Raw genomic sequence first — 14422 nt, 5'->3', positions numbered from 1 at the left:
AAATTATTTTCTCTGTGGTTCTCTTTGTGTTCTCTAAAGTACTCAGTGGTCAGACTATTTAAATACAAGATGTCTCATAAGTTTGCCGGACTCTAATTTCATGATGATTTAAAGTCAGAACAAACTTTTGAGACATACTTATTGAATTTCTTAACGAATTAAGAAAGAGAATTTATCGATATTCTTAAGTGCAACGCCGGTTCCTTTAGCAACGGCTAGAAGAGGCTCGTCGGCAATGTGAAACTTGATGTTGATCTTGTCGGTCAAACGTTTGTCCAACCCTCTCAGCAATGCGCCACCACCAGCTAACCATATACCATTTTTGACAATATCGGCATAAAGTTCGGGAGGAGTTTGCTCAAGAGCTGCCAACACAGCCGTTTCAATTTTAGAGATCGACTTTTCGATACAATGAGCAATTTCCTGATAAGATACCGGGACTTCCATTGGAAGAGCAGTCATTTGGTTAGGACCGCGTACGATATAATCTTCCGGTGGATTCTCCAGCTCGGTCAGAGCTGAACCTGCATTGATTTTAATCAACTCTGCAGTACGTTCACCCACACGGATATTGTGTTGGCGACGCATATATTCCTGGATATCGGCTGTCAAATCATCACCGGCAATACGGATTGATTTATTTGAAACGATACCACCCAATGAGATAACGGCAATTTCGGTAGAACCACCACCGATGTCCACCACCATGTTACCTTCCGGAGCTTCTACGTCCAGGCCGATACCGATAGCAGCAGCCATAGGTTCGTAGATCAAATATACATCGCGGCCTCCTGCGTGTTCTGCAGAGTCACGTACAGCACGGATTTCCACCTCAGTACTACCTGAAGGAATACTGATTACCATGCGAAGTGATGAAGAGAACCAGCTGTTTTTAGGCATTGCCATTTTGATCATACCGCGCATCATCTGCTCGCAGGCGTAGAAGTCTGCGATTACTCCATCACGGAGAGGACGGATGGTACGGATATTTTCGTGAGTTTTACCATGCATCTGACGAGCCTGTTCTCCAACGGCCAGCAGTTTGTCGGTGCGGCGGTCAAGTGCTACAACCGAAGGCTCGTCCACCACAATATTACCATTATGAATAATGATAGTATTTGCGGTACCGAGGTCCATGGCTATTTCATGAGTTAAAGAAAATAATCCCATGTGTTATTTGTAGTTATACGTGTTACGTAGTACGTTATAAATTTTGTCGCAAAGAATGGTTTGAGGGGGTGAGGGAGAGAGGAAATGAAAATTGCATTTTTACATCCTCTGATTTTCACATCCCCAAATTTCCTATTAGTGTTTGAAGTGACGGAACCCAGTTGTCACCATTGCCATGCCGTTAGCATTACAATAGTCAACAGAATCCTGGTCTCTTACCGAACCACCCGGTTGGATTACAGCAGTAACTCCTGCTTTGTTTGCAATCTCTACGCAGTCAGCGAATGGGAAGAATGCATCGGAAGCCATAACTGAACCGCTCAGGTCAAATTCGAATGAGCCGGCTTTCTCGATAGCGTGGCGTAAAGCGTCCACACGTGAAGTCTGACCTACACCGCTGGCGATAAGCTGTTTGTTTTTAGCCAATACGATAGCGTTCGATTTGCTGTTTTTTACGATTTTGTTGGCAAACAGCAGATCTTCGATTTCTTCAGCGTTAACTGCTTTGTTTGTTACAACTTTCAGTTCTTCTGCTGTTTCAACTTTGGTGTCTTTATCCTGTACCAACACGCCATTCAACAGGGAGCGGAACATTTTACCTCCACTTACCGGTTGTTTCTGAACCAGGATGATACGGTTTTTCTTAGAAGTCAGGATCTCCAATGCATCCATGTCGTAATCCGGAGCAATGATTACTTCGAAGAAAAGTTTGTTGATTTCCTCAGCAGTAGCTTTGTCCACAACACCGTTGGTAACAAGGATACCTCCGAATGCTGAAACCGGGTCACCAGCCAATGCGTCTTTCCATGCATCCAGCATTACCGGACGTGAAGCCAGACCGCAAGCGTTGTTGTGTTTCAGTATAGCGAAAGTCAGGTCGCTGAATTCGCTGATCAAAGTAACCGCTGCGTCAATGTCAAGCAGATTGTTGTATGAAATCTCTTTTCCCTGAAGCTGTTCGAACATCTCTTCGAATTTGCCGTAGAAAAGACCTTTTTGGTGAGGATTTTCTCCGTAACGAAGCACTTTAGCGCTGTCCACAGTGCTACGGAAGTAGCTGCCTTCGTTTTCGTCGAAGTAGTTGAAGATGGCTGAGTCGTAACCAGAAGAAACAGCGAATGCTTCTTTGGCAAACCAGCGACGGTCTTCGAGTGAAGTTGCTGATCCTTTTTCCTGAAGCAGTTCCAGGAATGGAGTATATTGAGCTTTAGACGCAATGATAACAACGTCTTTATGGTTTTTAGCAGCAGCACGAATCAATGAGATGCCGCCAATATCAATTTTTTCAATAATAGCCTGATCTTCAGCGCCGGAAGCTACAGTCTCTTCAAATGGATAGAGGTCAACGATTACGAGGTCAATTTCAGGGATTTCGTATTGCTCGATTTGTTGCAGGTCACCTGCCAGTTGGCGACGACAAAGGATACCTCCGAATACTTTTGGGTGCAACGTTTTTACGCGACCGCCCAAAATAGAAGGATAACCAGTCAAATCTTCCACCGCTTCACAGGGAAAGCCCAGTGACTCAATGAATTCCTGAGTTCCTCCGGTAGAGATAAATTTTACCCCGTCGTTGTGTAACCTAGTGATGATTTCGTCCAATCCATCTTTGTGATAAACAGAAACTAAAGCCGTTTTAATCTTCTTGTTTTCCGACATAAATTGCTTGATTTATAGAATTTGCGCAAAAGTACAAAATAAAGCTCTGTTAGCACCTAAAAATGGCCTTAAAGTTTGAATTTTATATGCTGGCAGGCTGCGATACCTTGCTTTTTATTTGCAGATAAATAAAAACAGAAAGCCACCAATGACCGTTTGCTGAAAAGCGTTCGGATTTAGTGGCTTATTGTGAAAATATAGTCTTATTTCGTGGTTGGTTCCGAAATTAGCTGAATTAGCTCGATGCCTACCTGAATGGCTTTTTCATTCATTGGCAACAATTTATGGTGGCGTTCGGGCAGAGATTTTTTCAATCCTTCCAATACACTCTTCAGAGAGACTATGGGGCGAAGTTTAAGGAATCCACCGAGTACAATCATGTTGAATCCCCGTTTATCAATTTCTGAAGCCGCATCCATGGCGTCAATTCTATAAACGTAGATATCTTTGCGTGTTGGCGGCTTATGAATGCCGTAGCTGTCGTAGATCAGGATGCCGCCCGGTTTTACCATTGCTTCGAATTTATCCATTGAAGGTTGATTGAGAATAATGGCTGTATCGAAGGTGTTCAATACCGGAGAACTTATTCTTTTATCACTAACAATAACTGTTACGTTGGCGGTTCCACCTCGTTGTTCAGGGCCGTACGATGGCATCCAGCTGACTTCTTTTCCTTCCATCAGGCCGGAATAGGCGAGGATTTTACCCATAGAGAGTACACCTTGTCCGCCAAAACCGGCAATGATTAATTCTTCCGTCATATTGTGTAGTATCTTTTGTGTTGAAACGCGAAGGAGCAATAAAGGTTTCTCTCAATTGCATCTTCGCGCTTATTGAACTGTTGGGTTAATTAAATGTCTTTGAGGTCACCGAGAGGGTAGTGGGGGAACATGTTTTGCTCCATCCACTTGTTTGATTCGTCGGGAGTCATTTTCCAACCTGAGCTACAGGTGGAAACAATCTCTACCATTGAGGTGCCTTTATTTTGCATCGAATTTTCAAATGCTTTGCGGATTGCTTTTTTTGCCTTTTTGACAGAACCAACCGTATGCACACTCTGGCGGGTAACATAACAAACGCCGTCAAGCAAAGCGACCATCTCTGCAATTTTCAGCGGATAGCCGGCCAGCTCAATCTCGCGTCCGTCGGGACAGGTCGATGATTTCATGCCTTGCAGGGTTGTTGGCGCCATCTGGCCACCTGTCATACCGTAGATACCGTTGTTGATCGAAATGATAGCGATGTTTTCTCCACGGTTGCAGGCATGAATGGTTTCAGCAGTACCGATAGCCGCAAGGTCTCCGTCCCCCTGGTAGGTAAATACCATTTTCTTTGGATTGAGGCGCTTAATAGCAGTTGCCAGTGCAGGGGCACGTCCGTGGGCAGCTTCCTGCCAGTCGATGTCGATGTAGTTGTAGATGAAGACGGCGCAACCTACAGGGGCAATCCCGATGGTTTCGTTTTCGAGTCCCATCTCTTCGATTACTTCGGCAAGGAGTTTATGTACAACCCCGTGACTACAGCCGGGGCAGTAGTGCATATGGTTGTCGTTGAGCAATCTGGGTTTGGCGTACACCAGATTCTCTGGATTAATCATTATATCAGTTGCCATAATTTGTTTTAATTATTGGGAGTGTTGATTTAGATAAAAGATAAAAGAAGATAGACGATAAACAACAAATAAAGATTTCTGGAGTTGTCTCAAAATCTTGGTTCTTCAGTCATTAATCTTTTCATTCTTTCATTTTCAAATCATTTTCTTCAATGCCTCCAGAACTTCATCCGGAGTAGGAACAATCCCGCCTAAACGGCCAAAGTGTTCAACCTTGATTTTACCATTTACAGCAAGACGAACGTCTTCTACCATTTGTCCAGCATTTAGTTCGACAGTGAGCATGCCTTTTACTTTATCTGCGTAGGAATTAATGGCATCAGTAGGGAAAGGCCATAAGGTAATCGGACGCAGCAGTCCGACTTTGATGCCCTCTTCGCGAGCCAACTCTACAGCTTTCAGGCAGATGCGGGCGCTAGAGCCAAATGCAACGATCAGGTATTCAGCATCTTTACAGGAAATTTCTTCGTAGCGCACCTCTTTAGCCTCAATTTCACGAAATTTGGCCTGGAATTTCAGGTTACGTCTTTCCATCTCTGCCGGGTCGAGCTCCAGAGAAGTGATTACGCGTTGTTTGCCCCCTTTAGGTTTTCCTAAAGTAGCCCATGGTGTGTTTTTTTCAATTTCCTCTTCGGTGAGCCTTGGATGTTGGGGGGGGAGTTTTACTTTTTCCATCATTTGGCCAATGATACCGTCAGCCAGTATCATGGCCGGTGTATTGTATTTGAATGCCAGTTCGAATCCTAAACCCACGTGATCTGCCATCTCCTGAACAGATGCAGGAGCCAAGGTGATTAGTTTATAGTCGCCATGACCTCCGCCTTTTACCGTCTGGAAATAGTCTGCCTGACTCGGTTGGATAGTACCCAGTCCCGGGCCGCCGCGCATGACATTTACGATAAGGCAAGGCAATTCAGCTCCTGCGATATATGAGATTCCTTCTTGTTTGAGGCTCACGCCCGGGCTCGAAGAGGAGGTCATTACTTTCTTTCCACAACCCGCACCGCCATATACCATATTGATAGCGGCTACTTCACTTTCTGCCTGCAATACAACCATACCGGTCGATGTCCAGGGGTGAAGCTCCATCAGTGTTTCCAGTATCTCTGACTGAGGGGTAATCGGGTAACCAAAGTATCCATCCGCACCGTAGCGTACTGCGGCGTGGGCGATTGCTTCGTTACCTTTCATCAGTTTTATTTCTTCCTTCATTGTTTTTTTTGATGTTTGTTTTTACGATTTTGCCTCCGTTCGCCGGAAGCGCTCAGGTATAAACAAATTTCCTTATAACTTAGTTTTGTAAACGGTAATACATCCGTCCGGACATACATAGCCACAGGCTGCACAGCCGATGCATGCATCGGGTTTATCCATGTAGGCGTAGTGATATCCTCTGTTGTTTACCTCTTTGGGTTGCAGATCCAATACATTGCAAGGGCAGGCTACCACACACAGGTTGCATCCTTTACATCGCTCCGTATTGATTACGACAGTCCCTTTTACTTTAGCCATAAAAGTCGTTTTTGGTTTGATAATGCTCGCAAATTTACGCTATTTTACTTCACTATCCGATAGTTTAAGGGAAGAAAAATCAATCTTTGAAGATGTCTGGGGTGTGTTTGTCTCTGAATAAGAATGAAATATCGTTAATTAGGGTAATTTGATTTGGGGATGTGCAAGTGGATCTTGGAACTCTAAAGATAGATAAATAATGTTGTGTGGAATTATATTGGTTGGTTGTGGCGAAGAGTAAATGAGACTAAAAAACAGACCAGAAAGAGGTGTTTGTGTTTAGATTTTGTTGATTTTTCATGTGTGGATGAAAAACTGAAGTTGTAATTAATTGTCGCTTTAAGTAGTCACGTATATTAGTATACAATATTTTCATACAAAGGAAGAAAGGTCCGTAAAGCAACCCTTTCTCTATAACCATTGATTGAATTCAAATCAGGTATGAATTCAAAGAAATTCTGCCTGAAATTCCTTTATGCGTTGTTCTTCGTCTTTATTGCAAATCAGTAAGGCTTCGCCGGTATCTACTACGATGTAGTTGTTCAGGCCCTGGACTACTACTTTTTTATCGCTGAAGATGCGTATGATGGAGTCTTGTGTCTCGAATGTGCGAATTTCCCCATAACAACATTTCCTTCACCTATCTTATCAGATTGCTCGTGAAGAGAACCCCAGGTGCCTAAGTCAGACCATCCAAAGTCCGCTGTTTTTACATAAATATTATCGGCTTTTTCCAGAATTCCATAATCGACCGATATATTGGTGCATTTGGGGAATTCTTCATTGATAAACTCCTGCTCGCTTGCTGTATCGAAAAGGTTAGTACCCTTATCAAAGATTTCGGCAACTTCTGGTAGGTAGGAGCGAATCGCTTTTTCGATGTTGCGTGCAGACCACAGAAAGATTCCTGAGTTCCAGAAGTAGTCTCTATCCAAAAGATATTGCTCTGCGGTAGCTTTATTTGGCTTTTCGGCAAAGCGGTTCACCGGATAGAGTTGAGTGTAACCTTCAATAGCGCTTTGAAGGGAAGCTTGGATATAACCATAGCCGGTTTCTGCTTTGTGCGCTTTCATACCCAGTGTTAAGAGTGACTCGGTCGATGCGATAAAACGGATTCCTTCGTTTATAACGTTCTTAAAATCCTCTTCACGGGTGATCAGGTGGTCACTCGGGGCAACTATGATATTCGCCAGCTTATTGCGCTTGATTATTTTCCATACGCCGTATGCTATACATGGGGCAGTATTCCTCATACAGGGCTCCAACAAGATTTGATTATCAGTTAAAAAGGGCAGTTGCTCACGAACCAGCAGTTTGTATTTCTGAGAGGTGACCACCATGATATTCTCTTTGGGCACTATTCCTTCAAACCTGTCGGCGGTTTGCTGTATAAAGTACGCCCGATGTTTAAAACATCCAGAAACTGCTTGGGGCAATCGCTGGTACTCATTGGCCAGAAGCGACTGCCGACTCCTCCGGCCATGATGATCAGATAGTTGTTGTTTATTGAAATAGTTGATTTATTTTCCATATAAATATGTGTTAGCTAATAGTGTGTTGTGTGATTTATTGTTTTTTGAAAATGCCTGTGTTTATTTTTAGGCTCATACATTGTTGTCTCCGAATAGTTTTCTTTAATGAGTGTCATATAATGACTTTATATCATTCGGAAATCAGTTTACAGTATAGTTCAGATTCCTTTTGTTTGAAATGTAATCCGATTTCTTGCGGAAAATCTCATTCCAAAGCAATTTGTTCATTTGAGTTCGAGATGAATATTGTTCGAAGGTTTCATTTAGATAATCAAAATCATTTCTCCAGATATAGTTTGGCGAAATATAGCAGTAGGTAGATTCTACCAACATGCTGTCATTATTATTGTCCTTTTGTAATAACTGTAAAGTCGGGGCAATACATGTGATATTGCGTTTATGGCACTCATTGATTACTTTTCCAATAGTCTGATCGTATTTCTGAATAATACCCTCTATGGAAAAATCGGCATAGGCTGTTTCTCCCATTTTCTGTATAGGTCTCAGTTGAATAACATTAATTGGAATGTGGCCAAACTTGTCAAAGAAAAGGGCTAATTCATCGATATTGGAATTGTTAATAGTATAATTGATGCGCAATTGGAAGTTAGGGTAATCTTCTTTTAACTCTCTGACAGCTTCTAGTATGGATAGAAATCTGTCATAAGAGGCATTTGTCATAAGGTGCTCATAGGTTTCTTTTTTTACACCGTGTAATGAAAGTGTTAATTCATTCAGGCCTGATTCAATAAATGTCTTAACGGTTTTCTTATCCAGTAAGTTGCCATTCGAAGTCATCGATATAAACGGAATGCCTTTTTCTTTGGCGAGAAGTATAATTTCCTGGTTGTGTTTGTAGAGCGATGGTTCTGCACCACATCCAATCTGGAGCTTTAATGCACGATGAAACAGTGCATCAGACAATTTTATTAGATTATCTTTGGGAAAGATGCCCTGCATTTTTTTTCTTTTCTCACTATCACTAAAGTAACACATTTGACAACGTAAGTTGCAATTTAATACCGGATCAAAAAAAATTGCCAGATAGCGTCTCCGTAAAAGGTATAACAAGTATATACCGAAACTCTTAACTCTATGGCTTTTTATTATCTTGCTGTATTTTAGTAACTTGTAAATGGGACCCATGGGAGCTTTGTTTATTTGTTATATAATGTAGGGACTTTGTTGCTTGTAACGTTGATCGTTGACCTTTCATTATAAAATACAGATGGTTTTTGTTCTGTTGTTGTTTGACTATAAAACTTTATCGTCGGTATCTTAATTTTAAGCTGATTCCGGTATTGTTTCCGTATAAGTCTCCTCTGTCTAAAGCTCCGGCTATCGTAAGCCTCCAGTTTTTGAGTTTTAACGGTGTGTAATGTAGTTCTACCAATGACATGTAATCATTTGTGATATCATTGAATGGTTTATCATAAGTTCCCCACCCTCTTGTGTATGTGGAGATAATTTTTGTACTCCACTCTTTATTGAATAATGCGGATATTCCAAAATGAAAAGCCTTAACTCTATTATTGAATACCACAGTTGAGTAATTGTTATAAATAGAAGATGTAAGTAATGGATTTCCATTAATCATTCCCCAATGAGCCCATATGCCATTGAATTCACTTTTGTAATAACCATCATTCCCTTTGGGTGATTCAGCAAGCAATTGTGTCCCGGGGTGGTCATGAATAACCCAATTGACAGGACCACTTTGATCAGTAGTTTGTAGATACTCTAAAACTATTCCGCTTATTCCTTGTTTTTTATCAGTCCGTTTATATTCCAAGCCCCAAATTCCATCTAGTCTATTTTGTTTTGCCATTCCAGAGAAATCTTCAAAAAAGTTTTCTAGATAAACACTTAAATTGTAGTTATTAGTATGATAGGTCGGCATTATGTGCCAACTACCACGGGAGCTCCCAATCATATAAAGCTTATCTTCTTTTGAGCTTTTGCTGTCTCCCTGTGCTTGGATAGTTATTAAGAGGAATTGTTTTAGATCTTTTCGGTATCCTCCGAATTGTGAATGTGATTCTAAACCAATAGATGTGCTCCATTGTGTTTGTGGGATATCATATTGAAGAATCAGTGTCTTATTATGATAAAATACATTGTTTATACTACTTCCTGCAGTTCTTTTAATAAACTGATAGTCCGAAAAGATACCATATGATAATGCAGCATTTACTTTTAACTGATTGTTTAACAGCCATGGATAGCTTAGGTACCCATTTGTTTCCAGTCGGGCTTGAGGGATAGGCCTTGCATTTCCTGACCATGATAATCCCCCGCTACTTAGCTCAGGGTTTTTTAGTATTCCCCACCGTTCTTTACTTCCGAGGGAAAATATAAATTTTTTATACCGAATGTCACCATAGAGTTGTTGTATGAAAAAGCTAGATGGATAGTTTTGAGCCTCTACAATATCTAGTCCAAGTTGGTAATCAAATTTGCTGGTATCGTTCATTTCACGAAATAAACCAGCCTTTAAATAGTCATTTTCATTTTTTAGAGTAGAAATGCCTTGTCTGTTGTTTGTAAACCAAAATGGACTTTGTCCGTTGCTCGAATTGCATTCACTCTCTATTTGTGTATGTATCTGTGCTTGAGCAAATCCAAACTGTAGGGAGATATTAATACACACGCTTAATATCAGTGAGGCTTTCTGTATCTTGGGACTATTTATCATTGTTTTTTAGTATTCTTGCTTATATGTTTTGAGGTCTGTTTAAGTTATATCTAAATAGATTCTAAACGTGAAACCAAAGATTACTTTTGTTGCAAAACTCAAAGGAGCCTATTCGCTTTTATTTAACCTGTTTACATTTGTGCAAATGTAAACAAGTTATTATAGTTGTCCGAAATTAATAGTACCTGAAATTAAGAGTTTTGTTTTTGTCTTTAAGGGATATGTGCTTTGGGGTTTGTTCTGAAATATAGAAGGATCTGTAGGCAGACTTCCAATCGGTGTATTTCATGTTAAGAAGCGCCTCTGCTTGTAGACTGTCTTCAAAGATAATACATAGAGAATCATCTTTTTTATAATACCTGCCAAAAGCCATTCCGCTTTTGTCTTTAATCTGAAATACGCTGTTTTGAAAACAGTAGTATGACGGTATTTCCGGCAGAGAATCTTTTCCGTTCATAACTATGCTTTGCAATTGCCATTGTCCTCTTAATTGATCTTCAAATTCATTGGAACAGGCTATATATATGATGGGCAAGAAAAGCCAGAGTATTCGTTTCATTGGTATTAAATTGTTTGATATTCAGGCAGCGTATAACACTTCAAATGTCGTATTTGTGACTTGTGGTTTTCTGTTGTCTCGATTTCTGCTTTTTTTTATTGTTGATAAGTGTATGGGGCATGCCGATTATTTGTTCATTCGCCGAAGTCTTTGTTTTAAGTATAGATGGGGTGTTTCTGTTCTATTGCGTGTCAATATAGTCACTAAGTTATACGATATAAAACTGTGTATTTGGAGTGCTTTTTATGTGTTTTAGTTCAAATATTCAGTTAGAAAGACGAGAGTGTTGGGTGTTGCAATATGGTAATTGTATTATATTGGTTTTTCTATACCCAATATTTGTTATTCTGTAAGTCTCTTTCTGGTAATTAGTTGAGGCGTTTTAAGTAGTATTTTAGCAGGTAAGGCGATATATGGATTTAGGTTGTATCGTCTATATACACGTATGTCTTCGCTCCATTTAATTATTGCTTTTTTTAAATCAGTACTGGCACCTCCTATTTTCATTTTAACAATATATTGATTTAAATAGTGTGTTTTTATTTTGTATTTATACATGTATCGTGTTAGAAATTCAGTATCAGCTGCGATTTGATATGTTTCATTGTAAAGGCCATATTTCTTTAACACTTCACTTTTAAAATAAGTGGTAGTATGCAAAGGGAGCCATCCTAGCTTAAAACGTTTGTGTCGTTTTTTTCCACTGATCCAGTTTCTGACAGTGCGATTATGATTTTTGGCGTCAACAAAAATCCCATTTCCATAAATCATATCTGGATTATATCTTTTAAAGGCTGCAACAATACTGGAGATGACTTGATTATTATAAAACACATCATCCGAATGCATCAGTCCTATGATATCACCAGTGGCCATTCTAATCCCTTTGTTGATTGCCTCGTACATTCCTCTGTCTTGTTCTGATACAATCTTAGTGATCCTGTTACTGTATTGATGGACGATCTCCATGGTTTCGTCAGTAGATGCTCCATCTACTATTATATATTCAATTAAGGGATAATCTTGGTTTAAGACACTTTCTATTGCATCCTTAATGGTATATGCTCGATTGTAACAAGTAGTAATGATGGATACTTTCATTGTTTTGTCTTTAAAAAATGCTTTTGTATATATACCACTTGTATTTTTCGTTCTTAGGTAATCTTTCTAAAGATGGACCTTTTGTGCCGAAATACAGAGAATGGGTGATAAATACGTTATGTTTTTATATAATACTTTAGACCCAACAGTAAATAACGGTTGGTATGCGGATTTGTTGTAATAATTTCCCTACTTTGACTCTAATAAGTCGTTTTAGAGTGATTGGATATTGAAAGATAATCTATCACACGCAATTTGGTTATCATAGGTAATAATTTTTTGAGTGGAAAAAGCTTTACCTTTTTATAAATGCTCTTAAAGTTAATCTTAATGAATATAGAACTGAAATAATGGGGATACACGTAATATATACATAATGAAAACTTAAAAGCTTATCAAGTTTAAGTTGGTTGAATACCTTGAAGATAATCCAATGTGAATCGTACTTTTCTATTGATACAGTACTAAAAGAGGTTGAAATCCAACTTAATTGTTCTTTGGTAGGTTTATTTCCAATAAACACTTTTCCACATCGAAGATTGTTCCAGTGTCTAAGAGAATATTCATTTGAAAAGTTTTTAAGGATATATGCTGCGTATGTTTCAAATTCACTGAACCCCGATAGGTTAATGTATTTTGGATCTACTGCATGCATTATCTTTTCATAAAACTTATTCCCGGCCAATGAAATATTAGCTTCAATGTCGCTTATTAATTTTCTCATAATGGAAGCATTGATAAGCATATGTTCTGTTATAAATGATTTTGAGGAATCTTTCTTTATTGGATTATCCTGTATTAGGTGTTCAATTGTTTTGCTATAGCATTCATCATATTTGGCATATTCCCTAAAAGATAGATAGGGTTTGGCTGCGCTTGAGAAAAAATCTATTTCTTTTAGAGGGATTGTATCGCTGTCCCAAACTAAGTAATATTCATTCTCACAAATACAGGAATATCCCATTTTTAAGAATTGCTGAAAATACCATCCGGATCTTTTTGCATCTCCAGTTATTGAGGTTTTAATATTTTCAATTTCTTTTTTGGTCAGACCTTCGATCATATTATTCTCACATATGAATTTTACATTTGGAATCCCAGTAAATAATTCAGTCAAGTCTTCTTCTCCAATGAAAATAATATTTTGTGCTTTTATGTTGTGGTTTAATAGTTTGAGATTGTCTAATATTAGAGAGAGATCCTTCCTTACAATAGGGATAATAAGATCAAATTTTGGTGCTTGCATTTTGCTTTGCTATTATAAGTTGTTTTAGGTTTGGACCTTTCTTGATGTTGCTATTTAATAAAAGTGATATAATAGGTAATGCACCAATACCTCCGTAATCAATTATATTTATTGTTGAGAACTGAGCTAAGATAAAGAATAATAATATACCAAAAAACTCGGGGTTGTTATAAATTGTTTTTGCCTTGAATTTGATCATTACAATTTGAGTCGCTCTTAGTATATATGATATAAACCATAATAAGCCGATAAGTCCAAATGTATTAAAAAAACCCCAGATCCCCACATCTTCACGATAAAATTCTTCATGAGGCCCATTTAATAATGTCCTAAGTGCATAGCTGTCAGGTTTGATGAATCCTAAACCGGTAATGAAATTTCCATTAATTGTTTGATTGAAATAATAATTCATAGCGGCATATCTTATGCTCATAGTGTCGCTGTCTGCATCTTGAGAGAATTCAATATAGGCCTTGAGGATTCCTATGTTATTAATACCAATAATAAGAATGAAAAAAGCTATCGTGATAAAAAGATAGATTTTGGGTTTCCATTTTAAAAAAACGAGGATCATTACAAATGCTACAAATAAAAGAATAACAAGATACGCTCTTGTCATTATGAAAAAGAATAAGTCAAATAACGTAAGTGCCAACGTTATTATATATAGAGGAGGGATTCGTTGCTTAAGGTTTGAATATCTAATAATTTTTGATAGCGCCAAAATGAAGCAGTATGGGAAAAGATATGCGCCAACATAAATTCTTTGCACACCCATGCGTAATGGTATTTCGCTAAATTTAATTAATGGCTCAGCCCCTGTAAAGATGAATATTAAATAGAGTGAGGTCAGGATCGTAATAGTTATAGTAGAGAACCAGCATAAACGTCGTGTTAAACGCTCATGCTCTACATTGTTAAATAAAAAATAAGCCAAGCAAGTAGCGAATCCTAAAGAAAAGGCGAACATCACATGAATTGAGGTGCTATATAATATTGATGATATTAGAATCTCTAGTAATACATATAACATAAGGAAAAGAATGATCCAGGTAAATTTGCCTTTAAGCTTAATCTTATTTACGTTCAAAATCAATGCAATGATTGTAATGCCACCCAATAGACGAACCAAATTATATGATTGGCTATCATCATACATCAATCCAAGGAAATTGAACTGAAATAGTAAGTATATGTAAAAAAAAGCTTCTCTCATGTAGTCTTTTATTTTGGCATTATGCAATATGAGTTCGATGTCTGTATGCTTTCTTATAGCAAGCTCAACGCGTATATCACATGTTGCTCTAGTTTATTCACAAGTTGGTGCTGTTACTTT

12 protein-coding genes and 1 pseudogene are annotated in these 14422 nt (G+C 38.7%); all 13 read right to left on the bottom strand.

Translation table 11 applies throughout. From position 1 onward, the window contains the following. Nucleotides 1-150: 150 nt before the first annotated feature. The 13 genes and pseudogenes from MLE17_RS02055 to MLE17_RS01995 all read right to left on the bottom strand — a co-directional run bounded on the left by MLE17_RS02055 (nt 151) and on the right by MLE17_RS01995 (nt 14302). A complete protein-coding gene (locus MLE17_RS02055) occupies nt 151-1170 on the bottom strand; it encodes a rod shape-determining protein (RefSeq protein ID WP_243346278.1) in 1020 nt (339 codons plus the stop codon). Nucleotides 1171-1305: 135 nt separating this feature from the next. Next, nucleotides 1306-2829: a bifunctional phosphoribosylaminoimidazolecarboxamide formyltransferase/IMP cyclohydrolase gene (purH, locus tag MLE17_RS02050; protein ID WP_243346276.1), complete on the bottom strand. Its 1524-nt coding sequence runs from the start codon at nt 2827-2829 to the stop codon at nt 1306-1308. A 203-nt stretch (nt 2830-3032) separates the two neighbouring features. Next, on the bottom strand, nt 3033-3590 hold the full coding sequence (locus tag MLE17_RS02045; protein WP_243346268.1) for a 2-oxoacid:acceptor oxidoreductase family protein: 558 nt from the start codon (nt 3588-3590) through the stop codon (nt 3033-3035). Nucleotides 3591-3679: 89 nt separating this feature from the next. After that, nucleotides 3680-4441: a thiamine pyrophosphate-dependent enzyme gene (locus tag MLE17_RS02040; RefSeq protein ID WP_243346260.1), complete on the bottom strand. Its 762-nt coding sequence runs from the start codon at nt 4439-4441 to the stop codon at nt 3680-3682. 135 nt (nt 4442-4576) lie between these two features. Continuing rightward, nucleotides 4577-5653 (bottom strand): 3-methyl-2-oxobutanoate dehydrogenase subunit VorB, encoded by a 1077-nt coding sequence (locus tag MLE17_RS02035; protein WP_243346257.1) that lies wholly within the window; start codon nt 5651-5653, stop codon nt 4577-4579. Between the two features lie 72 nt (nt 5654-5725). Beyond that, nucleotides 5726-5953: a ferredoxin family protein gene (locus MLE17_RS02030; protein ID WP_243346241.1), complete on the bottom strand. Its 228-nt coding sequence runs from the start codon at nt 5951-5953 to the stop codon at nt 5726-5728. 447 nt (nt 5954-6400) lie between these two features. Next, nucleotides 6401-7484 (bottom strand): annotated as a pseudogene (locus MLE17_RS02025) (mannose-1-phosphate guanylyltransferase). 142 nt (nt 7485-7626) lie between these two features. Continuing rightward, complete coding sequence (locus MLE17_RS02020; protein WP_262920273.1) at nt 7627-8631, bottom strand: radical SAM protein; 1005 nt, start codon at nt 8629-8631, stop codon at nt 7627-7629. Nucleotides 8632-8749: 118 nt separating this feature from the next. Continuing rightward, nucleotides 8750-10180, bottom strand: a complete 1431-nt coding sequence (locus MLE17_RS02015; RefSeq protein ID WP_243346218.1) for a capsule assembly Wzi family protein — start codon at nt 10178-10180, stop codon at nt 8750-8752. Nucleotides 10181-10355: 175 nt separating this feature from the next. Further along, on the bottom strand, nt 10356-10739 hold the full coding sequence (locus MLE17_RS02010) for a lipocalin-like domain-containing protein (protein WP_243346215.1): 384 nt from the start codon (nt 10737-10739) through the stop codon (nt 10356-10358). A 342-nt stretch (nt 10740-11081) separates the two neighbouring features. Further along, nucleotides 11082-11840 carry a glycosyltransferase family 2 protein gene (locus tag MLE17_RS02005; protein ID WP_243346213.1) on the bottom strand — a complete coding sequence of 253 codons (759 nt, stop codon included), beginning with the start codon at nt 11838-11840 and terminating at the stop codon, nt 11082-11084. Between the two features lie 295 nt (nt 11841-12135). After that, nucleotides 12136-13086, bottom strand: coding sequence for a DUF6492 family protein (locus MLE17_RS02000; RefSeq protein ID WP_243346211.1), 951 nt, complete (start codon nt 13084-13086; stop codon nt 12136-12138). Next, nucleotides 13067-14302, bottom strand: a complete 1236-nt coding sequence (locus MLE17_RS01995; protein WP_243346209.1) for a hypothetical protein — start codon at nt 14300-14302, stop codon at nt 13067-13069. Before MLE17_RS01995 ends, MLE17_RS02000 begins: the two co-directional genes overlap by 20 nt. Between the last annotated feature and the right edge of the window lie 120 nt (nt 14303-14422).

The sequence above is a fragment of the Parabacteroides sp. FAFU027 genome (genome assembly GCF_022808675.1).
Classification (GTDB): domain Bacteria; phylum Bacteroidota; class Bacteroidia; order Bacteroidales; family UBA7332; genus CAXXIC01.
The sequence above is the reverse complement of the archived record's forward strand: the minus strand, read 5'-3'. Positions and strand labels throughout refer to the sequence as shown.